Origin of the sequence: Aminobacter sp. UC22_36 (assembly GCF_044056035.1) — a bacterium.
Taxonomy (GTDB): Bacteria; Pseudomonadota; Alphaproteobacteria; order Rhizobiales; family Rhizobiaceae; genus Aminobacter.
In genome coordinates, this window is the sequence record NZ_CP171996.1 from 2609023 (window position 1) to 2635356 (window position 26334).

A 26334-nucleotide genomic window follows, 5' to 3' on the forward strand; every position below is an offset into this window, starting at 1 on the left:
CTCACATCCCATTCAAAGGGTGAATGGCGGTGAGGCGACGGCGCTTGATCAGGTCGGCCAGTTCCCGGCTTTCCTTGTCATCCTGAAACTTCGCTTCGGGGTCGAAATCTGTCCAGACTTCTTCGATCGAAGCGGCATCAGCCGCGCCCTGCAGCGCTTCCTCCAGCCGCTCGAAATAATCGCCGTAGTCGGTGCCGGTGTCATCTTCGCCGGGTTCGGACTGCTCGGAGGTTGCCTCCGTCTCCGTGATGGTCTGTTCCTCGACCGTCTCGTGTTCGATGGTTTCGGCTTCGGCCATCAATGCTGTCGGTGATGGTGGCCGAAGCACTGCCGGACGTGATGGCGTCACATCGCGCATTTCCTCGACTTCGGAAATTTCGCGGACTTCGAACTCGTCTTGGATGCCACCAAGGACGTCGCCGAACAATTCGCGGAGGCAGTAGCCGGCGGCGCGCCATGGAGCCATGCGCTGCGGGAAGCGGAACCAAGGGCTGGTGTTGGGGGCTTTTTCGTCCCAGACCTTGTTCCCGCCCTTCCACGCATAGCCGGGCTTCGTCGGGCTGTCCTGCCAAAGGCCAGCACGCTTGGCGTCCGCGACGGTGAACAGGACAGTCTTTTCTTCGCCGGTATCGCTGCGCTTTGCGGAACACCAGCCGCAAGTGCGCTCATCCGGCGTCAGGGCGTTGAGTGCTGCCTGGATCGAACCGGGGCGATCCTTCTCGTCTTCGTCCGACGGCAGCACGCCAGCGGCCTGCATGACCTTGATGTTGTCCCTGCCGAAGCCGGTGCGAAGGTAGGCGACGCGGCCCGACTGCCGAACGACGTTGATCAGTCCGTCGCCGTAAAGGGCGGGCTTGCCCTCGATGACGGTGAAACTGCGCAGCGCCACCATCGGTTTCAAACCGAGTTCAGCGCCGGACATGATCGCGACAGCAACAGCGCTGACTGCGTCGTCACCGACGAGCTTGCCGACGAGCGACTTCGGGGCCAGTCCGCCTTTCAGCACTGCTCTGGCAACTCGCCACGTCTCTTCGAAGGACTGGGGGATGATGGCGACGACGTGGCCGCCGCCAGCGAGGGCAGGGAGGCGCAATTCGGTCTGAGCGTTCATGGCTATGCAGCCCTCTTCTCTTCGACCCGCTCGACGCCGGCCAGTTCGATGCCGGCCTTAACGGCACGGTTCGCAAGCTGGTCGATCGCGTCCTTGAGGTCGCGGTGGTTGGCATCAAGCAGGGCTTTCGCCGCCGCGTGGTAGTCCGTGACACGGGCAGAGACGAAGGTGCGAAGCGCCACGCGAGCCCCGGTCCTGCCGGCGTTGGCGTTCCTGGCTTCGGCATCCCTTGCCGCATCAGCAGCCTCGCGGCTCAGCCGATCTGCTTCGGCGATGCGGTCGTTGTGTTCCTTAATCGCCATGGCATCAGAGATGCCTTCGGCAACCTTGGCGACAGCGGCTCTCTCGGCGGCAAGCCTCGCGTCATCGGCCTCACGCTGGATGCGTGCAGCCTCTTCGCGCGCCTTGCGCTGGCGTTCTTGTTCCAGACGATCCTGTTCGCGTAGGAAATCATCCATGTGCCGCTTGAGTTTCTTCGACAGCCCATCAGCGCCTTCGCGGACGTCGCGCCATTTGTCGTCAATTCGACGGCCTTCATCGAGGCTTGGCTGCTTCTCGACCTTGTGAAGATCGACCGCCTTCTTTGCGATGCCGGCGAGCCGCTTTGACCAGACAGCAGCCTTGTCGGCCTGCTCCTGCGTCGTGATGGGGGTTTCGAGGAACGATTCCGCGAGTTCCTTCTCACCAGCGAATTCGATGGTTAGCGCCTCGTGCGGGTCAGACGACTGGTTGTGTTCCTTCGGCACCGATGGCGCATCGTCAGGCCAAGCATTTCCGCTCTCGGCGACATCACGCCAGACCTGTTCGCTGACCGGCCATTGGCAGCACCACGTCCAGACATCAACGGCGTTGACCGGGTTGTCACCGGCCGTCGCCACGATGCTGCCCGGCACATGCCAGATAGCGACCGGAGTATCCTGGCCGTCCTTGTTGCGCTTGCGATAAAAGCCAGCCTGAGGCTCAGTCGTGATGCCGAGCGCCTGCTGCTGCTCGCGGGAAAGCCGACGACCACCGCCGATTTCCAGAGCCTTAGTCCACCATGCGTATTGCGCGTTCATATTCAGTCCTCCCGTGCAACAAGCTCCCGCTCGCGGTCGTGAAGGACGCGGCGGAGTTCTTGGGAAATGTCGGAGCGCAGCATGGTTTCGATTGCGATGCGCTCTTCGGTGAGTGTTGGGCGATAGAGTTCGCGGCTTGGCGGTTCAGCCTGCAGCGAAGCGCCTCGGACGAACGGGGCGTTCATGGAAGCACCGCCGAATCTTGAGTGCAGCCGACTGGGGTCCAGCCGTCGCCAATCCTGTAGCAGCGGTCTTCAGCGACGCCCTCAACTCGGTAGCAAACCCCGCAAACGGAACGAGTGGGCTCGTCAATCGGGCGCATACTGGCCGGTCTGACTTTGATGAGAAGCTGGTCGTTGTTTTTGAAGACGTCTTCGGCCTTGATGCCTTCACCGGAGGCGTCAGCGTTACGGTCGACCTGCACGACGAACTTGGTGCCACGTTCGCGAAGAACAGTGCCGTTGAACACAAGCGGCAGTCCCTCGTCGTCGTCGCCTGACTGCTCCCACATCACCCAGTCGAACTCGATGCGCTGACCGGCCGCGAACATCGGGCGCCTGTCGCTGCATTTGAATTTCAGGCTGTAAACGTGCTGGCCCTTCATGGCGTCGCGGAGGTTCGCGCGGCGCTGACAGGCAGACTGGTCGACTGCGCAGTTCAGGCATGTCGCGTAGTGGGCCATCACAGCCATCCTTCAACAGCATCGACGACAAGCGCGAACATGATCGCGAGGCCGACGAGTTCGAACGGTTCAAGGTTGTTGACGATCCTGCTCAGCATGACGCCACCTGCGCGACCGCGTTCTGCTCGGCCAAGGCTTGCGCCTCTTCTGGGGATGCCAATTCGAAACGCGGGTGGTGCTTGCCCTCACTGTCGACAACATCGAGACAGTGCAGCGTGAACAGACCGCCAAGCGACCAATCACAGCCGCGTCCAGGTGCGGTGCCCTTCTTGTGAGGACCAGCATCGGTGAAGCGTCCTACACAGGAGAACCCGACGAACTTTTCCACGTCATCGAAGGTCTTGCCGGCGCCAGCCTTGATCAGCGAGCGACCAGACTGGATCGTCCCGCAGATGACGCATTTGAACGCGAAATCCTCATGCGATTTGACACCTTGGGCCTTCAAGGCCGTTTGGAATTCTGGGAGGGTCATGGTTTGCATCACGCGGTCTCCTTAGCGGTGGCGATCGCCGCCTCGACCCTGTCGAGCAAATCCGCAGCGCGGTTGAACGGCTGGATGAAGTCAGCCGCCTCTTTCAGCACAGCCAGCAGATCGGGGGCCTGTTTGGCCTGCGCCTCATACGCATCAAACGCCGCCTTGAGGCATGCAGCATTGTTACCTTCGCATTCGAAGAAGGCGGCTTCACCTGCTTCGCGCGGAGTCATCGTGACCGGGGCAAGCGGCAGATCGTCAAAACACGGCCCGGTGTCTGTAGCCGTAAAGCAGCCTTCGCAGGTGTACTCGGCGGGGATGCTGCCGCAACCTTCATGGACTTGGCGAAGGCCGGTCGTCCTTCCGCAGTAGGGGCATTCGGGCTTCGTAGCCATCACGCGGCACTCCGACGGAAATGCCCGTCAGGATCATTGCCGCCAAGGCCGCGATAAACGACGCCCTCGCGCTCGTTGACCTTCTCTTGAAGCCAGCAGCTGCTGTCAGCCTGTTCGACGATGTAGAGCGCCAGCATGCGGGTGAAGGTCGATTTGCTGCGAAGCAAATCCTGCCCGCCGACAAGAACGGCATCGACCGAATATTCCGGGATGCCACTGTCCAGATTGACGGAAACATCATTGGCGCGCCGGCTGATCAGTGAGGCCGAATGCCACATCTGACACCCCGCACCCAGGAAATGCTGTCCTACTTCACCGGGCTTGCTCCGGTCGGAAACAGCTTTGAGGTTCCACGGTGCCAGGTTGCCGCGGATCTCGGCTTCCGCTGCGTCTCCATCTTCCATCATTACCTCAACCAGTTGATCGCCTCCGGTAGGGTCAGGCGCCTTGCGCGGGCCAGTGGTGGCTCAACTGGTGTGCTCGTCGTCCTCCGACGGTTGGAGGATGCATGAAGCAGCAACGAATGACAGCCGCCGAGTTCCGCCGGGAAAAGGCCAAGCCGAAGCGCAACAAGTTCGGAGCGAAGCGGACCGTGCTCGATGGTCAGACCTTCGATAGCAAGGCCGAGTCCGACTATTACGCTGTACTCAAGCTGCGCGAGAAGGCCGGCGAGGTGTCCGGTGTCGAGATGCAACGGCCCTTCGCCCTAATCGGGCCAGATGGGCTGCTGATCGCCACCTATCGCTGTGACTTCGCATTCTGGGATCATGTCGAAGACAGGTTTCGCGTCATCGACGTCAAGGGTGTCGAAACGCCGGTCTTCAAGCTCAAGCAAAAGCTGATGAAGTCCCTCCTTGGCATCAACGTCGAGGTGGTCGCATGAGCCCTCCGTGGATGAAGTTCTACACCAGTGATTGGCGAGCGGACCCAGCCCTGCGCATGTGCTCCGTCGGCGCGCGCGGCCTGTGGATGGAAATGCTCTGCATCATGCATGAGGCTGAGCCCTACGGGTCGCTACGTGTCAATTCCAGGCCAGTGATCGACAGGCAACTTGCGTCGCTCGCCGGCTCGTCCATCGACGAGGTTTCGTCCCTACTGGCCGAATTGGAAGCCGCGGGCGTCTTCAGCCGCGATAACGACGGGGTGATCTTTAGCCGCCGAATGCAGCGCGATCAGGAGAAGGCTGAAGCTCATAAAGCCAACGGTAAACGGGGCGGCAACCCAAAGCTTAAGAACAGGGTTAACCCCACCGTAAAGGCCGAGGATAAAGCCCAGAAGCCAGAAGCCAGAAGCCAGAACCTATCAGATGCTGGCGCATCTGACGGGCCAGTCGACTTTCGTGAAAGATTGTGGACCGAGGGCGTGGCGTCGATCGTCCGCACAACCGGCAAGACCGAGACATCAGCCAAGTCGATGATCGGCAAGTGGCTACGCGATGCCAAAGACGACTGCCGCCTCATCCTCCAAAAAATCCAACAAGCTGAAACCGAGCGTATCGGCGATCCGATTTCATGGGTTTCTGCCGCAATAAGGCCACCGCCGGCCAAGCCCAAATCGATCGGCGAAATGTTCCGCGAAGACGCAAGGCAAGAAGGGATCATCCCTCATGAGCAACCTACCAGCACAGCAGACCGACGTTTGGGCCAAGGCGACAGACCGCGAGAAATCGGCGGCGCTGGCGTCTCTCGGAGTTTTGCCGTCTCGGGCGATCTCCTCGGCCGAATTGGATAGGGCAGCCTATCACGTTGCCCTTGAGGGCGTGACGCGCTTTGGCCTGGCTGAGGGTGTCAGGTCAATCCTTCGCGGCGCGCTTGGCCACGCGTTCTTCCCAAGCCCGCCAGAGCTTCGCATGGAATGCGACAAGGCTATGCGACCTCTCGAGGAACGGCGCGACCGCGAGAACAGGCTTGCGCGCCTTGCCGAGGAGCAGGCGAAATTCCAGCCGGTAGCGAAGTCGCCGGCGCAGATCGCCAAGGGCAAGCGGCTCTATGCCGAGTTCTGCGCCAGCTACGACAAGGCCAGCACCTTCATTCCAAGCCTAGATCCCGAGTTGGTGGCGCAGGTGCCCGACAATCCGTCGGCACGCGAGCGCATGGGTACACAGGAGTAAGGCCAGATGTACGTTGAACATCAGAACGTGATGTACCGACCAGAATTCGTTCGGGCTGTGAACGAGCGGCGCCGGCAGATTGCTGAGGCGCGGAAACAGGGGCCCGCAGAACCTGCATTGAGCGCCGAAGAGCAGCGCGCACTGGACTGGCCCAATGCCGTGGCCGCGGCGCGCAAGATTGAAGCTGGGTGGCTCGAAAGCGGGCAACGCATTCCGGTTAAGGAGATCATCCGCCATTTCGCCAAACTTCACGGTGTCCACCCATCTGACATCACCATGAAGGGCATGAAGCGGAACGAGGTTTTGGCCGCCAGGATCGAGGCAATTCTCCTGATCAACAAACTCAGGCCCGAGTTCTCTTCAACGAAGCTCGGGCATATCTTCAATCGCGATCATTCATCGATTTTGCACATCCTCTCGAAATACGGCGGCGTCCAGAAGTCAGGTCAGCGCCCGACGGTGGAGGCAGGATGATGCGCCTCACAGAGCCTCAATCCGAATTGCTCGAGCAGATCGTCGGCGGTCTTACGCTGTGGTGCCACTTCGACCGCGACCGCACGGTCTGGTGGACCTTGGAGCCTAATGGGCCAGAGATTTCCCATTCCTTGGTCGAAGGGCTGATGAGGAAAGGCGCGCTTCTGTTTGGCGAGCCGCAGCGCAAGCCCGGTGGCAGGTCTGATGTCCGGTATGCGGTGACTGACATCGCAAGAACACACATGGAGGCAGCACGATGACACCGAAGGAAATGTACGACGCCCGGAAGGCTGCTCGGAAGAAGCTTGCCGAAGACCAGCAGATATCTTGGCAGGCGCGTCAAGCGAGAGAGCAAGCAGACATGTTCGACATTGCCGACCGGTTCGTCACGGCCATGGAGCGCATAGCCGATGCCATGGAGGCGGCACGATGAGCTGGTCACCATTCCAGATGAAGATCATCCTGCATCACTACGGCAGTTTTAGCGAGTGCCCGCAAAGCAATGCGCCAATTTTCGACGACACCGTGAGCCGGCTGAAGGAAATTGGCGTTCTGGAAAACCGTCAAAACCATGCGGACGGCGAGTCGCCATATCACCTGACTGACCTCGGCGTAGCCCTCGTGGATATGTGGGGCGCACAACCTCTCCCTGTCGTGACCTATGTCGATCCACGCTTTGCGGAGGGTCAGACACGATGAGCACATTCATCTATTCCAACGCGAAGAATCGCAGATCAGGCACCGCCATGCAGAAGCGGAAGCCGCGCGGCTCGATAGAGGTGTTCGAATACGCCCGCAGTGTTTTGCCGGGCTATCCCAAGACAGAGAAGTTTCGCACCAACGAGGAAATAGCAGCATATCTGAGGGGCGATAAGATTGCCTGTCTGTTGTGCGGAAAGTTCTATCGGCAACTAAGCCCGCACACGGCCCGCATCCACAACATTGATGCAGCGGACTACAAAGAAAGATTCGGCATCCCTCAATGCCGCGGGCTCGTCGGCGAAGGGAAAAGTGACGCCGCGCGCCGGTATTGGGCCAGCGAAGAGGCCCGCCCGAAAATTGAGAAGATGCTGGAGGCGGGGACCAATCGCACACGGACCAGTAACTACAGGCCGAACGTTCCTGCCACCAAAGCAGAGATGGTCTCGCGGATTGCATCGTATGGGATTGGCGAAACCAACGCCGCGGCGAAACTAACAGCCGAACAAGCCTCGGAAATCAAGCATTCGACGGAACGGACAGGGGATTTATGCCGCCGTTTCGGCATATCCCGAACGACTGTCAAAGGCATTCGTAAGGGAGAGCGCTGGCAGTCCCTTGCTCCCCAGCAAGAGGGCCCCAATCAGGTTCACTTGGCGCAGGCGCCGCTAGCTCGAGGTTCATGAATGAACGACGACAAGCCCAAATGGTATGTCCTTCGCCCCACGGTTCGCGGCGATCGTCGCGCTTCGGTAGAGCTTAGTGAAGCCGGCATCAACGTTTTCATGCCGACATTCAAGCGCTTCACCCTAGTCAAACATACCAAGGGGCAGCGCAAGGAAACCGAGATGCTGCTTATGCCGGGCTATCTATTCGCCCAGCTATCCATCGACCAGACCAAGACGGTGAACAAGCACCACCGCAAGTTCCAGCATATCGCTCAGGTGGTCAGGGCTTCGGGCACCGATCGCGCCATCCCGGTGGACTTCAAGGCCGTGGAGCAGCTTCGCTATCTCTGCTTCGAAGGCTTCTTCGATCAAGGCAAGGGGAGCCAAGGGTTCACCGAGGGCGATCAGGTGCTGATCATAGGCGGCCCATTTGACAATCTTCTCGCCACCTTCAAGGGCGGAAAGGTCAAGCCAGGCTTTGCAAGGCTGGTGCTGGAGAAGATGCTCGGCAAGGATCAGGTCGTTCTGGTGCCGGAAGACCTGATACAGGCGGCGTGATGACGCCCATCCAAGAACGAGACAGGCAATTCGGCGCCCTGTGCCGGGCGCTTCGTGATGCTGGCTTGGAAATGCATCAGGACCGCAACGGAAAGATCACCGTATGCAAGCGAAGGAAACAGAGATCGCGGCTTACATCGCAGACCATTATGGCAATTGCCGCCTTGCTGGGGCCTGCGGATGCTTGAAGCCTCGGATGCCTTGGCTTGGCAGGCTGTGCCCGAATTGGGCGCCGGTCCCTTGGAAGAGCTTTGACGAGATGCGCGAGGCGCTTAAGCAAGCCCGATAGCCTCTATCCACACCATCCCCTTGATATTTCCAACCAAATCACCCTATGCAGCACTTGGGACGAATGCTGATCAGTACGCAGCCTTTTCTAGGCTGAGCGTCTAGCGCCCGTTCCCCGTCGAGGTGTTAGGGCCCGACGGAGTGCGTAAGCAGTTCTCAGACGAATTCACAGTTGCGAGGCGGCTTCACGCAAGCCGAGCGGACGAGCCGAGAGAGCGTGCTTTCGGAAACCGCGTCGAAAGCCGGGCTTTGCGCCCGGCCCTTGCATTCAGTTCAGGACGGCAGCGCGGAAGGACGCGCGCGGCGGGCAAGCAATCGAACGGCAAATGTCGTAGTGAGCCGTATGCGAGCAAGCTAATGCTGTAGGCCATAGGCTGCGACAACATGGGGAGCCGGTATCAAGTCCGGCCCGTCCTGATAAATCGAGCAGGTCATACGAGGTATGCCAAAGGGTTGGAATCCCAGCCGCCTGCTCGCCCATACCACAATCCCTCGCGCGAGGTAGCTCCATGGCCTCCCATGACCGCATCAACGAGATGTCAGAGCAGGCAACTGCCGACTATCTCAAGCGCGCCAACAAGGCTGCGCTCGAAAACATGATCGCGCTATGCCTTCACGCAATGTCCGCCGAAGAGCTTGCAGACTTCCTCGAATGGCAAGCGATCGATCTGCGCGAACCGATCTAACCAGCAGCACCCCGAAGCAACACAAGGACGCAGACACATGCTCACCATCAAGCATATCCAGATCTCCGGCGAGGAAATGATCTACGCTTCGCCCATCGTGAACTATGTGCCCTATGCCGATTTTGGGCGGTGCCCGCCGACGCTCTGGATTGAGCCGGTGGGCCATGTCTCAGCAGGAACCCGTTTCCCGCTGACTGGCGGCACATGCTTCGTCATGAACGACAATGGCAAGACGATTGGTCGCTATGAACTCGGCGACGAGCCGAGCGACCCCAACGTATATGGGCGGAACCCAGAGTATCGCCAAAACGCGGTAGCTGGAGTGATTGCGTAAGCCGTGCCTATTCTCCGCAACCCCAAGCATGAGGCATTTGCTCAGGGCCTAGCCAAAGGCATGGTTCCCGAGACTGCGTATGCCGAAGCCGGGTTTAAGCCGCATCGTCAAAACGCCGCGCGCTTGATGTCAAATGATGACATCATGATGCGCGTCGCCGAATTGCAGACCAAGACTGCTGAAAAGGCCGAAATCGATATCGTCCGCGTGCTGCAAGAGCTTGTAAGGCTTGGCACTTCTGACGTTCGGGCGGCATTCGACGAGAACGGCAACCTCAAGCGGCCCGAGGAATGGAGCGACGAATTCGCGGCCTCTGTCGCATCAATTGAGGTGGTGACACGCACGCTTGGCGGCACCGAGATCGACGAAGATCTCGAAGGCCAGCCGCATGGCGGTGCGCTGAGGCGTTCCCGAGCCCCGGTCGAATACGTCCACAAGATCAAGATGTGGGACAAGAACAGCGCGCTTGAGAAGATCGCCAAGCACCTCGGCATGTTCATCGAGCGCAAGGAACTGACGGTCACCCATCGGTTTGAGGATATCCCGGACGACGAACTTGATCGTGAGATCGCGTCATTGGCCGGCAGTCCAAAGGCGGCGGGTAAAACCGCACATTGATGCTCGCCATAGACCTGGAGGTTGTCCGCGCCCTTCCGCGTGAGCAGAAGGAACGATTGGCCGCTCTCTTGGAAGAACGCGCCAAGCGAGAGTCGCAACGCCTTTTCTACACCCTGTTCCCAGATCAGGACACGATCCAGCCTGATGGTCGGATCATCCATGCTCGGGCCAAGTACGCAAAGCACCTGGAGTTCTTCCACGCCGGCGCCGACTATCGAGAGCGCTGCTTTCTGGCGGCCAACCGCGTCGGGAAGACCTTTGGATCTGGGTACGAGCTCACGGCACACCTGACCGGGCTCTACCCCGAGTGGTGGGAAGGCCGACGCTTCGATGGTCCGATCAGGGCTTGGGCTGCCGGCAAGACCAATGAAACGACCCGCGACATTGTCCAGGCTTCAATGCTTGGCGAGATCACATTCGAGGGCCAGCGCAAGGTTGTGACCGGCACCGGGATGGTTCCGGGCCGACTGATCGGCCTCCCGAGCTGGAAACAGGGCGTCCAAGACCTCGTCGACACGATCAAGGTCCGGCATGTCAGCGGCAAATGGTCGACGCTTGGCTTCAAGTCCTACCAGCAGGGCCGGGGCTCATTCGAAGGCACCGCGCAGCATGTGATCTGGCTTGACGAGGAATGCCCTGTCGACGTCTACGGCGAGTGCATCATCCGTACAGCCACCACCAATGGCCTTGTGATGCTGAGCTTCACGCCGCTTGAAGGCCTGACTCAGACAGTTTTGCAGTTCATGCCCTCTGAGGAGCGGCCGGCAGAGTTTGAGAGGAAATAGGCAATGGCAGACGTCTACATCACCGAATATGCCACGCTGGCACGCGACGCCCACAACTACATAATCCTTGCCGGGAAGGAGCCAGCCATCGCGGAACAGCAGATCGCCAACCCGGTCGCATCGACCCAGTCCAGCGCATTCAATGCGCAGACCGCCTTCATCATGGTCCACGCCTCGGCCGCCGCTCACATCGCATTCGGCACCAATCCGACGGCAGCGACGACCAAACATCGCCTAGGGGCCGGCGAGACACGTTTTTATGGCGTTCCAGTCGGCCAAAGCTTCAAGCTGGCCGCAATCAACGGGAGCTGATCGACATGATGTCTGGATCACGAGGCCAGGAAGCTGGCGTGCTCGAAGGGTTGATGACGCTGGTCAGCGATCCGACAGCCTTTGCTGCCCGGATTGCGGAGTTGCAGGAACACCAAGCCAAGATCGCGGCTATGTCCGACGATCTCGCTGCTCAGCGCATTGGCATAGAAGCCCGCGCGGCAGCCCTTCAGCGCAAGGATGACGAACTCTGCAAGGTCGTTACCTCAATCGCCGAATCCGAACGCGCCCTTGCTGAGCGCGAGGAAGCCCTCGCCAAGCATGAGGCCGACGTCGACGCCAAACAGGCCAAGCTCGAACAGAGCCGCATCAACCGCGACAAGAAGGCCGCCGAAGACAAGGCGGCACTCGCTGGCGAACGCAAGGCACTGAAGCAGGTCGCCGAGGTCAACGCCGCCACGGAAAACGGGCTCAAGGTCCGCGCCGCCGCGCTCGATGATCGTGAGGCCAAGCTTGCCGAGGATGAAGACGCCGCACAGGCGCTCATCGTCGACTACACGGCTAGGCTCGCCGCGCTCAAGAAGCTCGTCGCCGCCGAGGAGGCCTGATCATGGCCACGTATGTAAAATACGAACCCTTCATCCAGGGCCTCTGCGACAAGCTTTTCGACCTGTTCGGCACCACCGACACGCTGAAGGTGGTGATCCACTCCGACGCGCCGGTGGTGGCCACCGATGACGAGCTCGCCGACCTGACCCAGATCACCGGTACCGGTTACACCGCCGGCGGCGAAGACACCCAGAACGACAGCACCCGGTCGGGCGGCACCGTCACCATGACCGGTGTTGATGTGGTCTGGACGGCGTCGGCCGCCGACTGGGCGGCTGGCCGCTATGTCTCCATGCATGACGATACCTCTACGACCGATCGGCTGATCGCGTCATGGGATTACGGCGCCAACTTCACGTTGGGCAACGGGGAAACCTTCACAGTCGATTTTGGCGCCTCGATCCTGACGATGACCTGACCGATGGGTCTGCATCTCGACTTGCCACCAACACAGATCCCGGCTTGCCCGCGCTATCCCGTGGCAAAGCTCGGCGGCCTGATCCCGGCCAAGTTCATCGAGGCGTTGGAGCAGAACCAGAAGATTGCTTCCTGCTGCCGACATCCTGAGAACCACGAGATCGAGGCGCTTTACAGCAGCCCCGCCGAAACGACACCGGACATCTATATCTTTCACTGCACCTGCGGCCGAAAGCATCCCCGGTTCATGTGTGGCGGTGGTGATGTCCGCCCGTTTTGGGAAGTCCGCTAAGGCCTGAGATATGGCCATTGTCGTCGTCGGTTCCGCGGTTGGTTCGGCCAACCCGACCACATCGTTTACGATCACGATTCCCTCTACGGTGCGCACCGGGGACATCCTGGTCTTTGCATCGACAAACCGGGATGCGACAACTGCCCCGTCCGTCACCGACAACGATACCGGTGGTAACGCCTGGACGAAGAAGAATTCTGAGACCTCCAAGGGCTCGTTGTGGTGGAAGCGGGCCACGTCGGCGACGGCCAGCAAGACCATCACGGCATCAGGGTTTACAGGATCTTCGGCTGGCGGCGTCGTCGTTCTCCGCTATGCATACCCGACCGGCGATCCGTTCGACACCTACACGCTCGAAGACAATATATCGGGCAATGAGACCCATGCGGCGATCACGCCAAGCGTCAACAACTGCATGGTTGGACTCATCGTCTACAATGTCGGCAACGACGAAGCGGTCTCGACGCAGAGCACGACCAGCCCCGGAACGCTGACTGAGCGCTTCGAGCATCTGAGCACTGGCGGTTCGGACTGCGCTGTTTCATTGGCCTGCCGGACGCAGACGACAGCGGCCAGCACCGGGTCGCTGACATGGGCACAGACGGACGGCGTCACGATCTCGATTGCCTTTGCGATCAAGCCTGACACAAGTTTCGTCACTACCTACATCACGACGACGGGCAGCGGCACCTGGACCAAGCCGTCAGACTGGTCCGACGTCAACTGCATCGAGGCTATCGCCGGTGGTGGCGCTGGCGAAGATGTTCAGGGTGGCGGTGGCGGCGGTGGAGCCTATTCGGCTTCGTACAATGTCACCGGTCTCAGTTCGACCGAGAATGTAGTTGTTGGCACAGGTGGTGCGACCAGTTCCGCGAACGGTGCAGACACCTGTTTCGGCGGCACCACGCTTGCAGGCTCCAAGGTCTCGGCCAAGGCCGGTACCGGCTCGACAGGAACCGCAGGCGGGGCAGGTGGCGACACCTCTGGCATCGGCGATGTCAAATTCGCTGGCGGCAATGGCGGCTTGGGAGATGCTGGCGGCCAAGGCGCGGGCGGTGGCGGTGCCGGTGGTATCGGTGGCGCCGGCAAGAACGGCGGTGCCGGTGCCACGGGCTCCAATGATGGCGGTGGTGGTGGCGGTGGGGCCGGTGGCAACATGTCCACCGCAGGCACCAACGGTGCCGCGAATGGTAGTGCCGGCGGCTCTGGACCATATGGAAACGGCGGCGGCGCTGGTGGAGCGGGAGCAGGCACAGGCGGTGCCGTAGGTGGTGGCGGTGGTGGCGGTGTCACCACAGGTGCCGCTGGTGGCGTCGGCGTCGAGTGGGACAACACCCATGGCTCTGGCGGCGGTGGTGGTGGCGGCGGTTTCTCTGGCGGCGCCGGTGGCGCTGGTGCCCTCTACGGTGGTGGCGGCGGAGGCGGTGGTGATACCGGAAACGGCGGCATCGGTGCGCAAGGCATCATTGTCATCACCTATGCGATCGGCACGACGGCTTACACGATTGCAGCAGATGCAGGATCATATGCGGTCACGGGGACCGCGGCCTCTCTAAAGTTTGGCCGTAAGGTAGCCGCTTCGGCAAGCTCCTATGCTGTTTCTGGCAGCGCAGCGACAATTCGGCGTGGGCTCCCGATCTCGGCCACGTCAGGCAGTTACGCAGTCAGTGGAACAGCGGCGGGGCTGAAGCGCGGCTTCAAGATTGCAGCGGTTTCGGGTTCCTATGCCCTTGCCGGGACAGCGGTTGGTCTCAAGTCAGGCTTCAAGGTTGCTGCCGTATCCGGGGCTTATTCAGTCTCTGGCACATCGGCCACGCTGAAGCTGGCGCGCCTGGTTGCGGCTAATGCCGGCTCATACTCGTTGAGCGGAACAGCAGCGGCACTGAGGCGGGCTTATCCGCTTACAGCATCAGGCGGCAGTTATTCGGTCAGCGGAAGTGCCTCTAGTTTGCGCGTTGGCTACAAGGTCTCGGCTGTTTCCGGTCCCTATAGCCTTTCAGGCCAGCCGGTTACGCTTCGCAAGACATCGAAGCTTGCGGCAGGGTCAGGCACCTACAGCATCACAGGTTCCGATGCGACGCTGGTCCTTACGACCGTCGGTGCCTACTCGATTGTTGCCAACGGCGGCAGTTATGCCGTTTCAGGCACTGCAGCCGGTTTGAGTATAGCCCGCAAGGTTGCGGCCCTGACAGGTTCGTATGCGGCCACAGGCTCGCCGGCCACGCTTCGCACATCACGGCAGCTGTCAGCGGCCAATGGAAATTACTCAGTCTCCGGGACTGCTGCCACGCTCAGTGTGAGCGGAGCGTCATCACCGGCAGGCGATGCTCACGGAGCAGGTTGTATGTTCTCGATGAGCAAGTGGATGGGGCACTGATGCCCGAGATCAGTTCATCCAAGTTTATGGTGCAAGCGGGCTGGAACGACGTCCCGCACCTGGACGCGAAGACGAAAGCCGAGTTGCTGGCGGCAACGCCGCCACATCTTCGCAAGGCACGGTCGCAGGGCATTCCGTCGCTTGGCTCAGGCGCGATTTACCCGGTCGAGCTTGAGGACATCGAGGTTGCCCCGTTCGCGATCCCACGGTTCTGGAAACGGGCCTATGCCCTCGATGTGGGCTGGAAATGCACCGCTGCCATTTGGGGAGCGCAGGATCCGTCTGACGGCACGATCTATTTCTACGCCGAGCATTATCGCGGGCACGCTTTGCCGATCGTTCATGCCGCTGCGATCAAAGCCCGCGGTGAATGGATCAAGGGTGCGATCGATCCCGCTGCGCGCGGCCGGTCGCAACGCGACGGCGAGCAACTGATCGCCGACTACAAGGGGCAGGGGCTCCATCTGGTCAATGCCGTCAACGCTGTCGAAAGCGGCCTCTACGAGGTCTGGCAGCGGCTCGAACTGGGAAGGCTCAAGGTCTTCTCGACGCTGGTCAACTTCAAGGCCGAATACAAGCTCTACCGCCGCGATGAGCACGGCAAGATCGTGAAGGAATTCGATCACGCTATGGATGCAGGACGCTATCTCATTGCGACATGGGACAAGATCGCTTCGGTGCAGGCACCTGACCGCACGGTTGGTGCCTCGTCGATGATCTCGGATTCGGACGCCGGTTACTGATGGCCGAAGACTTCGCCATGCAGGACCAGGAGCAGCCCGAGGTCAACCCGGAGGTCGAGCGCCAGAAACTGGCCGCACGGCTCATGGGTATCATTGGACGCCTCGAGGCGGAATCCACCAAGCGTATCGCGGCACGGCAGTCGCTCGAAGACCGTTGGCTCGAAGACCTTGCCCAGTACCATGGCCGCTATGACGCCGACACCGAACGCAAGCTCAACGCCGGCAAGAAGTCCAAACTGTTCATCAATCTGACCCGTCCAAAGACCGATGCGATGTCGGCGCGGTTGATGGATCTGCTGTTCCCGACCGATGACAAGAACTGGGGCATCCAGCCAACACCGGTGCCGCGCCTGACCAAGGCAGCGGAAGATGCCGAAAAGGCTGCGACACAGGCCAGCAAGCAGGCCGAGGATGCCCAGAAAGCAGCCCCACAGCAGGAAGGCCAGCCGCCTGACCCTCAGGCTCAGGCCATGCAGCAGCAGGCCAATGAAGCTCAAGCCAAGGCTGAACTGCTTCAGAAGCTGATCGAGGAAGGTCGGCGCCGTTGCGACCTCATGGCCGCCGAGATCGACGACCAGCTCAAGGAATCGAACTATCACGCCGTCAAGCGCGATCAGATCGAGGACGCCTGCAAGATCGGTACTGGGGTCACCAAGGGGCCGGTGACAGGGGACAAAATCCGCAAGGGCTGGCAGAAGCAGCAGGTTGCCGCGACTAACCCTGATGGAACACCGCAGGTTTGCGCTGACGGTCAGCCCGTCATGGCTGAAGGTGGCGACTACGCCCTGCAGATGTCCGACGGTGACCGACCAGCCATGCGATGGGTCGATCTCTGGTCGTTCTTCCCTGACATGGATGCGAGGAACATCGAAGAAAGCGAGGGTGTCCTCGAACGCCACTTGATGAACACCAAGAAGCTGAAGTGTCTCGCTCAGCTCAAGGGGTTCGACAAGGACGCGATCCGTCGGCTGTTGAAGTCGAAACCGAAGATGGCGGCACCGTCCTATATGGCGACGCTGCGCAACATCTCGAAAGACCAGCAGCAGGTTACCGGCGAGCTTTATCACGTCTGGGAATACTCCGGCCCGCTCAGTGCCGAGGATATGCAAGACCTGGCACTGGCCTTCGGCGACGAAGACACCGTGAGGGACTTGGGTGAGGTCGATCCGCTGACCGAACTCAACGCCGTGGTCTGGTTCTGCGATGGCGAACTGCTGAAATTCTCGATCTATCCCTACGATTCCGGGGAGTGCATGTATTCGGTGTTCAACCTCGTCAAGGACGAGAGTTCGATCTTCGGCTACGGCATCCCTTCGATCATGCGCGATCCGCAGAAGTCGCTGAACGCCGCATGGCGCATGATGATGGACAATGCTGGGTCCAGCGCTGGTCCTCAGATCATCGTCGCCAAGGGCAAGGTTGAGCCGGAAAACGGCGACTGGACGATCGGCGGCGGCGTCAAGGTCTGGCTCGCCAATGAGGGTATCCCGAAGGAAAATCGTCCGTTCGAGACCTTCGATATCCCGAACAACCAGATCCAGTTCGCCAACATCATCACGCTCTCGAAGCAATTCGTCGATGACATGACGGCAATGCCCCAGATCGCCCAAGGCGAGCAGGGCAACACAACGAAGACCGTGCAGGGCATGGCCTTGCTGATGAACTCGGCGAACGTCGTGTTCCGCCGCATCGTCAAGAACTTCGACGACGACGTCACCACCCCGGATATCCGCCGGTTCTACGACTGGAACATGCAGTTCAACCCCAAGACGGAGATCAAGGGCGACTACGAGGTCGATGCCCGGGGCTCCTCGGTCCTCCTGGTGCGTGAGATGCAGGCCCAGACGCTTATGGCCGTTGCGACCCAGCTTGGCGGCCACCCGATCTATGGCCCGATGCTGAGGAACCGTGAGGTTCTGCGCAAGATGTTCCAGGCCCTGATGATCCCGGCGGCCGACGTCGTTCTCACCGATAACGAGATCGATGCGCTGATGGCGAGCGCGGCCGCAAACGATGCCGTCGCTCAGGCTGAGATGAAAAAGGTCGAGTTGGCAGAGAAACAATTCGAGCTCGAAACCATGAAGATCGATGCGATGATCGCTCAGTCCAACATGGACAACGAAGCGAAACGCGACATCGCCTTGATCCAGCGTGAAACCGAACTGATCAAGCTGGCGCAAACCTCCAACATCTCGCTTGATCAGCTCGAAGCCAAATTAACCATGCACAAGGAAACGCTTAACTCGAAGGAGCGCGTTTTTGCGGCTGAGGCAGCGCTGGAAACCGCCAGTGCTGCGGAAGCGCGTGCGCGTGGCGAAGAACCTCAGGGCAGCGGCGGTTATCTCTCGGCCGGCGGCAAGCCCAATGGCGAAGTCAGCCCGGCGTGAGGTCAATCCTTGTGCTGATCCTGGTCGTTGCCAGCCAAATCGGACTGGTCATGCTCGGTGAACCGCAATCGGTCTGGTTGTGGTGCGACATGGCGCGGCTTTGCACCCCATGAGCGACTTCAAGATCGAAGCCAACAGCACGACGTGGTTGGCGGTCAAGGCTCACGCCGAATCCGAGATCGAAAAGGCGCGGACACGGCTCGAAATGCCGTCCCTGACGCAGACCGAGACCGATGTGGAGCGCGGCCAGATCAAGGCGCTGCGCGCTCTGCTCGACCTCGGGAAAGAACAGATCAAGATCACCGTCACCAGCGGCGGCATTGAGTACTGAGAAGGAACCCAGAAATGGCATCCAAGAGCATGGGCTGCAGCCCGATGATCGACAAGGAATGGGAAGCCGAGAGCGATCTCCGCTCCCTGATCGAAGCCGAGAAGGTCAAGGCGGACCCGGCCCGCCTCAAGGCAGCGATGAAGAAGCAGGCCGAAATGAAGAAGGCAATCGATGCCGTTGGTATGGAGGCCAAGAAGTGACTGAAGCCAATCAGGCCGCGCCTAGCGCCGCCGAAACTGCCGCCCTCTCGGCGGACGACCTCAACCTGCTCGATCCGCGTCTCGCCGATGGAGCAAAGAGCGAGGACGAAATCTGGAACGAAGTCCAGGCTGAAAAAGCCGCGAAGGACGATGGCGGCGACACGCCAGAGCCCGTTCCAGCCGCAGCGGTCGTAGAGCCACAAGCTGGTGCGCCGGCCGCTGAGCCCGCACCATCGAAGCCCGCAGACGCCGGCAATGCTGATATCTGGGCAACCGCCACGCCGGAGCAGAAGGCCGCATTCGAAGCGGCCAGCGCCGACAAGGCCAAGTTTGAGCAGCGCTATCGTTCGAGCGTCGGACGCATCAGTGCGCTCCAGAAAAAGATCAATGCCGCTCAGGCCACGCCGAGCCGCGATATTGGAAACGCCCGCGACGAAATCGCCGGCATCCAGCAGGATTACCCTGACATCGGCCAGCCCCTGATCAAGGCGCTGGAGAAGATCGACGGGAAACTCGACCATCTCAGCAATACGGAAAAGGCCGATCTCGAATCCGCCCGGACCGAGCTCAACGAGATTGTCGACGGCGAAACCAAGAGACTGCTCTCCGTCCATCCCGATTATGAGGATGTTCTGGCAAAGAACGGCAAGGCCTTTGTTGCCTGGGTTGAGGACCAGCCCCGCAGCATTCGCGAAGCCGCGCACCAGAACGCCCAATTCATCGCTGACAGCGACGGTGCGGCCAAAGTCATCGAAGGTTTCAAGCGACATCTCGGGCTGATCAAGGAGCCACCGGCGCCCGCGCCAACTCCGCAGCCCGCACCCCAACCCAAGCTCGACGACAGGCGCCAACGCCAGATCGAGGGCTCTGCCTCTCCACAGAGGACGGGTGGCCGTCCGACCATCACCGGGATTCCCGCTGAAGGCGACGAAGACGCCATCTGGGCCGCGATCCAGGCTGAAAAAGCCCAAAAAGCCCGCGCCTGACCCGTTGAGCAGTTCCCTTTGAAAGGACTGCTGAAATGACCACGCATTATGGCGACGCTGGGATTTCCCAGCGCACAAACGTCTATGCTGCCGACCAGATGCTCGAGCACGCCAAGCCCGTCATGGTCTTGGAAAAGCTCGCCACTCCCAAGCAGATGCCGAAGAACAAGTCGGATACCATCAAGTTCCGCCGCCCCCGCGTCTTCGATGCGGCGACGGTTCCGCTCCAGGAAGGTGTCACCCCGACTGCCACTTCGTTCGGCTATGACGACGTCTCCGCGACGCTGACCCAGTACGGTATGGTCGTCGAGATCACCGACAAGATCGAAGACCTGCACGAAGATCCCGTCCTCCAGGACGCGACCCTTCAGTGTGGCCAGAACGTTGGGCGCACCATCGAGGCGTTGAACTACGGCGTCGTTCGCGGCGGCACCAACGTCTTCTATGCCAACGGTACCCAGCGTACCGACGTGAACACCCCGATTTCTCTGTCCAAGCAGCGCGCGGTCACCCGTGCCCTGATGGCTCAGAAGGGCATGAAGATCACGTCAATCCTCAGCGCATCGCAGAATTTCGCGACCCGCGCCGTGGAAGCAGCCTATGTCGCCGTCGGTCATACCGATCTTGCCTCGGACATTCGCAACATGCCGGGCTTCCTGCCGGTGGCGGAATACGGCCAGCGCAACCCGATCTCGGAATATGAAATCGGCACCGTCGAGGATGTTCGCTACATCCTGTCGCCCGATCTCGACCCGTTCCTTGATGCCGGCGGCGCCAAGGGCTCGATGGTGTCGACCTCCGGCACTTCGGCCGACGTCTATCCGGTCATGTATTTCGCGCAGGCATCGTGGGGCCAGGTTGCCCTGCGTGGCGCCGGCTCGATCTCGCCGACCATCATCCCTGTCGGCCAGAAGACCAAGGACGATCCGCTCGGCCAGCGCGGCTATGTCGGCTGGAAGACCTGGTGGGCAGCCCTGGTGCTGAACCAGCTCTGGATGGCCCGCCTCGAAGTGGCGACGACCGCCCTCTGATCCCCTGATTGGCGGGGCTCCGGCCCCGCTTCCTCTCCTCAATCTTTGAAAGGACCGATCCTATGAAGGGTCAGCCAATTACTGGGATCACCGTCGGCAACGGCGCGGCTCTCAACATCAGCCTCGGCTTCGTGCCGAACATGGTGCAGCTTTACAACTGCACCGACGGTGATCTGATCACCACCGCATTCCTGGACTGGATCGTCCCGTTTACTTCGGGCGGCACCACCACGATTGCAGCTGGCGATACGATCAAGGGTGCAACCACCAGCGCCACGGCTCGTGTCAAGGAAGTGCTGCTCTACTCCGGCTCGTTTGCCGGCGGCGACGCAGCTGGCTTCTTCGTCATCCAGGAAGGCACCCTGCGCGGCACCTTCGGCTCGGAGAACGTCTACGTCTCCAGCGACACGACCGCCGGCATCGACGATGCCACGGTCACCGTCAACGTTGTCCACAACGTTGCCGTCGCTGCGGCTGCTGCCAGTGCCACCGGCACCTCGGCAATCTCTCGTTACGAGGGTGCTGCCGGTTCGGCCGCCAAGGGCTTCACCATTGGTTCGGTGATCGCCGAAGAAGCCAAGCTGCTCCGCTATGTCGCGTGGCGCGGCGACAACCAGTAAGGGGAGGGCTTCACCATGGCTCTCACCAACACGATCGCCAACCAGATGCTGACTGCCATCCGCAAGCTGGGGTCGAAAGACCTCGGCGAGGTGCTGAAGGCTCTGGTCAACGGCGACTTCTTCTATCTCGGCGGAACTGAGGTCATCGCGACCGCCGCCGAGCTGAACCGCGTCGCGGATGTCTCCACCCGCGTCGTGACACTGACCGGCGCCACCACCATCGACCCCGCTCTGCATGAGAACAAGACCCTCCTGCTCGGTGAAGTCGGCGGTGATGCTGCCCTTGCGGTGACCTTGCCGGCGGCAACCGGCTCCGGGGCGATCTACAAGTTCGTCGTCTCGGTGCTCAACACCTCCGGCTACACCATCAACAAGGCAGGATCTGACCTGTTCAAGGGTATGATCCTCTCGCTCGACAACGATGCCAACGCAGTCACCGGCTATGCCGCGATTGCAGCGGGCGACGACGTTGTCACGTTGAATGGCACCACCACTGGCGGCCAGGTCGGCGACTACCTCATCTTCGAGGACATCCTTGCCGGGTTCTGGCATGTGCGCGGCGCCGTCGTCGTACCTGCCGGCTCGAACGTGGCTGACCCGGTCTCGTAAGCCATACAGCGGGCGGGGTTCGCTCCGCCCGGCTCCCTCAATAAAGGATCAATCAAATGAAAGCAGAGCCAATTCCGGCTGGCTGCGTCGTCATCAAGGGTGTGGGCAACCTGCCATTGATTGCGAACGGGGCAATCCGCCGGGTTCCTCGCGGCGAGGTGGTTGCGGTCAGTGATGCCGAGCGCGCGTATCTCACCCGCGCCAAGATCAAGTTCAAGGGCTAGCACCCGACAAACCGGGGAAACCCGGCACTTTTCCGGCCGCTCATTCGAGCCGCCCCAACTCCAAGGTCCATCACCTCATGATCGATCCATCGCTTATCGAGCGAGAGCTCAACCGTGTGCTCGCTCAAGCCCAAGAGGCCCGAGAGATGCTGCAGAAGGCGCACAACGTCACCCAACAGGCGATCGGAGCCGAGAAGGCGTTCAACGCCGTCTTGCACCTGATGAAGGAAGCCGAGGCCAACGCCGCAGCAGCCAAAAAGGCCCAACAGCAGGCCGCCGCCGCGTCGCGCCGCCTCGCTCGTCAGCGCAAGGCAAAAGGAGACCAGAAATGAAGCGCATTCCTATCACTGAAGCCACTGCAACCCAGTTGGCGGATTTTGCAACCGCGAACCTCGGGCTGACCGATGTCCAGTTCCGTATGGGCGCTGACAAGATCAGGTCCCTGATGGCGACCGTCGGCTACGACAAGGATTATATCGAGATTGCCGAGCCGCCAGTCGGCGCGGGGCGCGCTCCGATCGATCCCGATGCAGTTCCGTCGACCGAGCGCAGGTACGTCAACATCATCATTCAGGCCCAAGAAGGCCCCGGCGGTTCCGATCCGGTCCCTGTGAGCGTCAACGGACGCGCGATGTGGATCGAACGCGCCAAGGAATCCCGCATCCCGTTCGAGTATTTCGAGGCACTGCGCAACGCGGTAAAGAAGGTCTACGACCCGAACCCGCAGGGCGGGCTAATGCCGCCGCGCAACGTGCCGACCTATCCGTTCACCGTTCTGTCGCTGAACGCCTGATCGGCCGACCATGAACTTCCTTCAGCTTTGCCAGAAGGTCTCGTCGGACTCCGGCACGGTGGACGATAGCGCCACCTTGTCGACCGTCGTGGGGGTAACTCGGCGCAACAAGAAGATTGTGCGCTGGGTCAACGATGCCTGGCGGCAGATTCAGAACGCGCATTCGACGTGGCGGTGGATGCAGGCCGAGTTCTATGGGCCTACCATCGCTCACCAGCAGCGCCATGCCTATTCCGGGTTCAATGATTTCGCGACATCGGCGGCGATCACCCGTTTTGCCGACTGGATCTATTCGACGGACGATTGCGACAGCGGTCTTTCGCTCTATGATCCTGCCATTGGCGTCTCAGACGAGGGCGGCCTGCGCTTCCGTCAATGGGATTGGTTCTACAAGACCCAATTGCGCCGGCACCCAGAACGAAGGAAAACCAACGCTCTTCACCATCGCACCGGATGGGAAGCTTGTTTTCTCCTATACCCCGGATGCGGTTTACACGATCCGTGGCAGGTACCGGAAAGATGTCCAGGAACTGGCGGCCGACGCCGATATCCCGGAATGCCCGACACGGTTCCATGATGTCATCGTCGATGTTGCCCTGCAGATGCTTGGCACCCATGACGAGGCCCCGGCGCAAATCCCGCTATGGCGGCTGCGTCAGTCCCAGAATTTCTGTGCTCTGGAACGCGACCAGCTTCCGCGCATCTCCATGGCTGGATCGCTGGCCTGATGTCGCAGCAGACCACGACATTCCTGCTCAGGGGTGGGCTCAATCTCGTCACGCCGCCGATTGCCATTCCGGCAGGGCAGTGCATTGCAGCGATCAACTATGAAGCCGATGTGCTGGGCTATAGCAGGCACGGCGGTTACGAGCGCTTCGATGGTCGGGCAAGGCCTTCGGATTCCGACGATCCGGCAACCATTGCTGATCGGCGCGCGGCAATCCAGACCGTTCCAGGAACCGGCCCAGTGCGCGGCGTCTGGGTCTTCGACAGCCACGTCTATGCTTTCCGCGACAGTATCGCCGGTGCCGGAAAGATGTATCGGGATTCCTCCGCAGGATGGGAGGAAATGGCATTCGGCTACGTCATCGATTTCACCGCAGGAACCACCGAGTTCGTTCAGGGCGAAGTCCTTGTTGGTGGAACATCGACCGCGACGGCCACGATTGATCGGGTGGTTCTGAGTTCCGGTGCCTGGAATGGCACCGCAGTCGGTTATCTCGTCATCTCCAACGTGGCCGGCACCTTCACCACGGAAACGATCACCTCCGATAGTGGGTCAGCTTCAGGGACGCCCGCTGTTGCAATCACGCTCTCAACGGGCGGCAAATACGATTTCACGGTCCACAATTTCTATGGTGCTGCCCGCCAGCCGGCGATGTATTTCACCAACGGGCAAGGTTACGGCTACGAATGGACGGGCGAGGCCCTTTCGCCGATCCGTACCGGGACACAGGCCGGCCTGCTTGAGGAAACGATCAACGTCCTTGAGCGTGACGGCGACCGCATCCTGACACGCGGCGGCGACGTCGTGATCATGCGAGCCCAGTTCGATCGGCCGGTCTACGTCAGCCACTACAAGAACCACTTGTTCCTGTCGTTCTCATCAGGGTCCGTGCTGTTTTCCAGTCTCGGCGAGCCTTTGCAGTACATGACGACCACCGGAGCCGGCGAGTTTTCGTTTGGTGAACTGGTCACAGGGCTTCTGGCTGCGGCATCGACCTCGCTTGTGATCTTCGGGGCTGGCCGCATCGAATATATCGCCGGCAACGACAGCAGCGATTTCCAGATGCTGCCGATCACCGATGGGTCAGGAGCACAGCCAGGCAGTATCCAGATGATGGATCGTCCTGTTTATCTCGATGATGGCGGCGTCCGCGATCTGGGTTCAACAGCGGCTTATGGCGACTGGCGCACCGGTACGCTGACGCAGATGATCGAACCTCTGCTCAAGAAGAAGCGGGATACCGGTGTCCGTGTTGCAGCCTCGATGCGAGTGAAGTCGAAGGACCAATATCGGCTGTTCTTCGATGATGGCACCGGGGTCACGATCTACATCGGCCGCAAAGTACCGGAGCCGATGCCGTTCAATTTGCCGATCGATGTGTTTTGCGCCTGTTCGGGCGAAGTCTCGAATGGGGCAGGGGATCGGATCTTTGTCGGTGGCACCGATGGTTATGTCTACGAGCTTGATCGCGGCCTTTCCTTCGATGGGGCCGCGGTAAAGGCCTATATCAGGTTCCCATTCAATTCGATCGGTAGCCCGACACAAAGGAAGGTCTTCAAGAAGGCTACTTTCGACGTCAGTTGCCAGGATGACATCGAGGTCGGAGTTTCGTTCGATGTGGACTATGCGCGCGGGCAGGGCGGCACACAGGTCGACCACGATGTCACTGCCGGCGCGGAGATGGTCACGTCGGACTATTTCGAGAACATCGACTGGACCCAAGCCGTCCAAGGGGTTCTTGAAGCCCACATCGATGGGCTTGGTCAGAACATCGCGGTGACGCTCATCACAGATGATGACGACAAGCACCCGCACACGTTCCCATCTGGGACGTTCAACTACGCCCTTCGCGGCTTGGTGCGCTGAGTGTCGCAGCAATCAAACCTTCTGATATCGGTTGCTGCCAGGCTGAAGGCCTTGGAAGCCGGATTGCCAGTCGGATATCAGCCGATCAATTCAAACCTGACGGCCATTTCGGCTCTGACCACAACGGCATATGGTCGGGCATTTCTTACCTTTGCCGACGAAGCTGCGTTCAAGGCGGCGGTCAATCTTGAGGCTGGGACCGATTTCCTGTCACCGGCTGCGATTGCGGCCGCATATCAACCGCTCGACAGTGACCTGACTTCATGGGCGGCGATTACCAGAGCATCTGGCTTTGATACATTCGTGGCAACACCGTCATCGGCCAATCTTCGCTCGCTTCTAAGCGATGAGACCGGCACAGGGGCCGCGGTTTTTGCGACGTCGCCTACGCTGGTGACCCCGGCACTTGGCACCCCTTCGGCTCTTGTCTTGACCAATGCGACGGGGTTGCCGATCGGTACTGGCGTCAGCGGGCTTGGAACAGGTGTAGCTACCTTTCTTGCTACCCCATCCAGTGCAAATCTTGCTGCGGCCCTCACCAATGAATCCGGCTCGGGTGTCGTACCATTTCAAGAGACAGGAACAACAACCCCGACGCCGACGTCCAGCAGCGGCTCGTTCACGACTGTTTCTGCTTCTCTGAAATATAGCAAGACTGGCAATGTGGTCGATTTCACGGTGACAGTGACCATCACCACAGCAGGGACTGCTGCAGGCGCTCTCCTTGTTCCGCTCCCGTTTACGGCGGCGTCGTCCTCAATCGCTGTCGGGCGCGAGACGGCAGCTGTAGGATTCATTCTTCAGGGGGAGATCGGGGCTGGTGGCGCCAGTATGGGCATTTTGAAATATGACAACACCACAATCATAGCTTCTGGCCGGACCGTCGTGGCGACCGGCACCTATTTTACTTAGGA

At 60.5% G+C, this 26334-nt stretch carries 39 protein-coding genes; 32 read left to right on the forward strand and 7 right to left on the reverse strand.

Annotated elements, in window-relative coordinates; all coding sequences use genetic code 11:
• Window position 1 precedes the first annotated feature (1 nt).
• The 7 genes from ACHMW7_RS16035 to ACHMW7_RS16065 all read right to left on the reverse strand — a co-directional run bounded on the left by ACHMW7_RS16035 (window position 2) and on the right by ACHMW7_RS16065 (window position 4125).
• Window positions 2–1111 carry a hypothetical protein gene (locus ACHMW7_RS16035; protein WP_395451160.1) on the reverse strand — a complete coding sequence of 370 codons (1110 nt, stop codon included), beginning with the start codon at window positions 1109–1111 and terminating at the stop codon, window positions 2–4.
• 2 nt (window positions 1112–1113) lie between these two features.
• Window positions 1114–2169 (reverse strand): hypothetical protein, encoded by a 1056-nt coding sequence (locus ACHMW7_RS16040; RefSeq protein WP_395451161.1) that lies wholly within the window; start codon window positions 2167–2169, stop codon window positions 1114–1116.
• 2 nt (window positions 2170–2171) lie between these two features.
• Window positions 2172–2354 carry a hypothetical protein gene (locus ACHMW7_RS16045; protein ID WP_395451162.1) on the reverse strand — a complete coding sequence of 61 codons (183 nt, stop codon included), beginning with the start codon at window positions 2352–2354 and terminating at the stop codon, window positions 2172–2174.
• Window positions 2351–2851: a hypothetical protein gene (locus ACHMW7_RS16050; RefSeq protein ID WP_395451163.1), complete on the reverse strand. Its 501-nt coding sequence runs from the start codon at window positions 2849–2851 to the stop codon at window positions 2351–2353. Before ACHMW7_RS16050 ends, ACHMW7_RS16045 begins: the two co-directional genes overlap by 4 nt.
• A 91-nt stretch (window positions 2852–2942) precedes the next feature.
• Window positions 2943–3332 carry a VVA0879 family protein gene (locus tag ACHMW7_RS16055; RefSeq protein ID WP_395451164.1) on the reverse strand — a complete coding sequence of 130 codons (390 nt, stop codon included), beginning with the start codon at window positions 3330–3332 and terminating at the stop codon, window positions 2943–2945.
• On the reverse strand, window positions 3332–3718 hold the full coding sequence (locus ACHMW7_RS16060; RefSeq protein ID WP_395451165.1) for a hypothetical protein: 387 nt from the start codon (window positions 3716–3718) through the stop codon (window positions 3332–3334). The genes ACHMW7_RS16055 and ACHMW7_RS16060 overlap by 1 nt, the downstream gene beginning before the upstream one ends.
• Window positions 3718–4125, reverse strand: a complete 408-nt coding sequence (locus ACHMW7_RS16065; RefSeq protein ID WP_395451166.1) for a hypothetical protein — start codon at window positions 4123–4125, stop codon at window positions 3718–3720. The genes ACHMW7_RS16060 and ACHMW7_RS16065 overlap by 1 nt, the downstream gene beginning before the upstream one ends.
• A 101-nt stretch (window positions 4126–4226) precedes the next feature.
• Between ACHMW7_RS16065 and ACHMW7_RS16070 the strand changes: the two genes are divergently transcribed.
• The 32 genes from ACHMW7_RS16070 to ACHMW7_RS16225 all read left to right on the forward strand — a co-directional run bounded on the left by ACHMW7_RS16070 (window position 4227) and on the right by ACHMW7_RS16225 (window position 26332).
• Window positions 4227–4601: a DUF1064 domain-containing protein gene (locus ACHMW7_RS16070; protein ID WP_395451167.1), complete on the forward strand. Its 375-nt coding sequence runs from the start codon at window positions 4227–4229 to the stop codon at window positions 4599–4601.
• A gap of 11 nt (window positions 4602–4612) precedes the next feature.
• Window positions 4613–5449 (forward strand): hypothetical protein, encoded by an 837-nt coding sequence (locus tag ACHMW7_RS16075; RefSeq protein ID WP_395451168.1) that lies wholly within the window; start codon window positions 4613–4615, stop codon window positions 5447–5449.
• 136 nt (window positions 5450–5585) lie between these two features.
• Entirely contained in the window at window positions 5586–5828 is a 243-nt protein-coding gene (locus tag ACHMW7_RS16080) for a hypothetical protein (RefSeq protein ID WP_395451169.1), read from the forward strand.
• A 6-nt stretch (window positions 5829–5834) separates the two neighbouring features.
• Window positions 5835–6302: a helix-turn-helix domain-containing protein gene (locus ACHMW7_RS16085; RefSeq protein ID WP_395451170.1), complete on the forward strand. Its 468-nt coding sequence runs from the start codon at window positions 5835–5837 to the stop codon at window positions 6300–6302.
• Window positions 6299–6562: a hypothetical protein gene (locus ACHMW7_RS16090; RefSeq protein ID WP_395451171.1), complete on the forward strand. Its 264-nt coding sequence runs from the start codon at window positions 6299–6301 to the stop codon at window positions 6560–6562. Before ACHMW7_RS16085 ends, ACHMW7_RS16090 begins: the two co-directional genes overlap by 4 nt.
• Window positions 6559–6735 carry a hypothetical protein gene (locus ACHMW7_RS16095; protein WP_395451172.1) on the forward strand — a complete coding sequence of 59 codons (177 nt, stop codon included), beginning with the start codon at window positions 6559–6561 and terminating at the stop codon, window positions 6733–6735. Before ACHMW7_RS16090 ends, ACHMW7_RS16095 begins: the two co-directional genes overlap by 4 nt.
• On the forward strand, window positions 6732–7001 hold the full coding sequence (locus ACHMW7_RS16100) for a hypothetical protein (RefSeq protein ID WP_395451173.1): 270 nt from the start codon (window positions 6732–6734) through the stop codon (window positions 6999–7001). The genes ACHMW7_RS16095 and ACHMW7_RS16100 overlap by 4 nt, the downstream gene beginning before the upstream one ends.
• A complete protein-coding gene (locus ACHMW7_RS16105) occupies window positions 6998–7687 on the forward strand; it encodes a MucR family transcriptional regulator (RefSeq protein ID WP_395451174.1) in 690 nt (229 codons plus the stop codon). Before ACHMW7_RS16100 ends, ACHMW7_RS16105 begins: the two co-directional genes overlap by 4 nt.
• Window positions 7688–8227, forward strand: a complete 540-nt coding sequence (locus ACHMW7_RS16110) for a transcription termination/antitermination protein NusG (RefSeq protein WP_395451175.1) — start codon at window positions 7688–7690, stop codon at window positions 8225–8227.
• Window positions 8228–9024: 797 nt separating this feature from the next.
• Complete coding sequence (locus ACHMW7_RS16115; protein WP_395451176.1) at window positions 9025–9201, forward strand: hypothetical protein; 177 nt, start codon at window positions 9025–9027, stop codon at window positions 9199–9201.
• Window positions 9202–9238: 37 nt separating this feature from the next.
• A complete protein-coding gene (locus ACHMW7_RS16120) occupies window positions 9239–9535 on the forward strand; it encodes a hypothetical protein (protein WP_395451177.1) in 297 nt (98 codons plus the stop codon).
• Between the two features lie 60 nt (window positions 9536–9595).
• Window positions 9596–10153: a terminase small subunit gene (locus ACHMW7_RS16125; protein ID WP_395451341.1), complete on the forward strand. Its 558-nt coding sequence runs from the start codon at window positions 9596–9598 to the stop codon at window positions 10151–10153.
• The gene (locus ACHMW7_RS16130; protein ID WP_395451178.1) at window positions 10153–10938 is read left to right on the forward strand and encodes a terminase large subunit domain-containing protein; all 786 of its coding nucleotides are present in this window, start codon (window positions 10153–10155) and stop codon (window positions 10936–10938) included. Before ACHMW7_RS16125 ends, ACHMW7_RS16130 begins: the two co-directional genes overlap by 1 nt.
• A 3-nt stretch (window positions 10939–10941) precedes the next feature.
• Window positions 10942–11250 (forward strand): hypothetical protein, encoded by a 309-nt coding sequence (locus tag ACHMW7_RS16135; protein WP_395451179.1) that lies wholly within the window; start codon window positions 10942–10944, stop codon window positions 11248–11250.
• Between the two features lie 5 nt (window positions 11251–11255).
• Window positions 11256–11816 carry a hypothetical protein gene (locus ACHMW7_RS16140; protein ID WP_395451180.1) on the forward strand — a complete coding sequence of 187 codons (561 nt, stop codon included), beginning with the start codon at window positions 11256–11258 and terminating at the stop codon, window positions 11814–11816.
• 2 nt (window positions 11817–11818) lie between these two features.
• Entirely contained in the window at window positions 11819–12235 is a 417-nt protein-coding gene (locus tag ACHMW7_RS16145) for a hypothetical protein (RefSeq protein WP_395451181.1), read from the forward strand.
• Window positions 12236–12238: 3 nt separating this feature from the next.
• The gene (locus ACHMW7_RS16150) at window positions 12239–12526 is read left to right on the forward strand and encodes a hypothetical protein (RefSeq protein ID WP_395451182.1); all 288 of its coding nucleotides are present in this window, start codon (window positions 12239–12241) and stop codon (window positions 12524–12526) included.
• A 10-nt stretch (window positions 12527–12536) separates the two neighbouring features.
• On the forward strand, window positions 12537–14903 hold the full coding sequence (locus ACHMW7_RS16155; RefSeq protein WP_395451183.1) for a hypothetical protein: 2367 nt from the start codon (window positions 12537–12539) through the stop codon (window positions 14901–14903).
• Window positions 14903–15646, forward strand: a complete 744-nt coding sequence (locus ACHMW7_RS16160) for a hypothetical protein (RefSeq protein ID WP_395451184.1) — start codon at window positions 14903–14905, stop codon at window positions 15644–15646. The genes ACHMW7_RS16155 and ACHMW7_RS16160 overlap by 1 nt, the downstream gene beginning before the upstream one ends.
• On the forward strand, window positions 15646–18033 hold the full coding sequence (locus ACHMW7_RS16165) for a hypothetical protein (RefSeq protein WP_395451185.1): 2388 nt from the start codon (window positions 15646–15648) through the stop codon (window positions 18031–18033). The genes ACHMW7_RS16160 and ACHMW7_RS16165 overlap by 1 nt, the downstream gene beginning before the upstream one ends.
• Window positions 18034–18142: 109 nt before the next feature.
• Window positions 18143–18364 carry a hypothetical protein gene (locus ACHMW7_RS16170; RefSeq protein WP_395451186.1) on the forward strand — a complete coding sequence of 74 codons (222 nt, stop codon included), beginning with the start codon at window positions 18143–18145 and terminating at the stop codon, window positions 18362–18364.
• A gap of 14 nt (window positions 18365–18378) precedes the next feature.
• Entirely contained in the window at window positions 18379–18564 is a 186-nt protein-coding gene (locus ACHMW7_RS16175; protein WP_395451187.1) for a hypothetical protein, read from the forward strand.
• Entirely contained in the window at window positions 18561–19550 is a 990-nt protein-coding gene (locus ACHMW7_RS16180; RefSeq protein WP_395451188.1) for a hypothetical protein, read from the forward strand. The genes ACHMW7_RS16175 and ACHMW7_RS16180 overlap by 4 nt, the downstream gene beginning before the upstream one ends.
• Before the next feature lie 35 nt (window positions 19551–19585).
• Window positions 19586–20581 (forward strand): N4-gp56 family major capsid protein, encoded by a 996-nt coding sequence (locus tag ACHMW7_RS16185; RefSeq protein ID WP_395451189.1) that lies wholly within the window; start codon window positions 19586–19588, stop codon window positions 20579–20581.
• 62 nt (window positions 20582–20643) lie between these two features.
• Window positions 20644–21201 (forward strand): hypothetical protein, encoded by a 558-nt coding sequence (locus tag ACHMW7_RS16190; RefSeq protein ID WP_395451190.1) that lies wholly within the window; start codon window positions 20644–20646, stop codon window positions 21199–21201.
• Between the two features lie 15 nt (window positions 21202–21216).
• Window positions 21217–21810, forward strand: a complete 594-nt coding sequence (locus ACHMW7_RS16195) for a hypothetical protein (RefSeq protein ID WP_395451191.1) — start codon at window positions 21217–21219, stop codon at window positions 21808–21810.
• 56 nt (window positions 21811–21866) lie between these two features.
• The gene (locus ACHMW7_RS16200; RefSeq protein ID WP_395451192.1) at window positions 21867–22034 is read left to right on the forward strand and encodes a hypothetical protein; all 168 of its coding nucleotides are present in this window, start codon (window positions 21867–21869) and stop codon (window positions 22032–22034) included.
• A 77-nt stretch (window positions 22035–22111) separates the two neighbouring features.
• Complete coding sequence (locus ACHMW7_RS16205; protein WP_395451193.1) at window positions 22112–22366, forward strand: hypothetical protein; 255 nt, start codon at window positions 22112–22114, stop codon at window positions 22364–22366.
• Window positions 22363–22827 (forward strand): hypothetical protein, encoded by a 465-nt coding sequence (locus ACHMW7_RS16210; RefSeq protein ID WP_395451194.1) that lies wholly within the window; start codon window positions 22363–22365, stop codon window positions 22825–22827. Before ACHMW7_RS16205 ends, ACHMW7_RS16210 begins: the two co-directional genes overlap by 4 nt.
• Before the next feature lie 10 nt (window positions 22828–22837).
• The gene (locus ACHMW7_RS16215; RefSeq protein WP_395451195.1) at window positions 22838–23404 is read left to right on the forward strand and encodes a hypothetical protein; all 567 of its coding nucleotides are present in this window, start codon (window positions 22838–22840) and stop codon (window positions 23402–23404) included.
• A 390-nt stretch (window positions 23405–23794) separates the two neighbouring features.
• Window positions 23795–25420 carry a hypothetical protein gene (locus tag ACHMW7_RS16220; protein WP_395451196.1) on the forward strand — a complete coding sequence of 542 codons (1626 nt, stop codon included), beginning with the start codon at window positions 23795–23797 and terminating at the stop codon, window positions 25418–25420.
• Complete coding sequence (locus ACHMW7_RS16225) at window positions 25421–26332, forward strand: hypothetical protein (RefSeq protein WP_395451197.1); 912 nt, start codon at window positions 25421–25423, stop codon at window positions 26330–26332.
• Window positions 26333–26334: the final 2 nt, after the last annotated feature.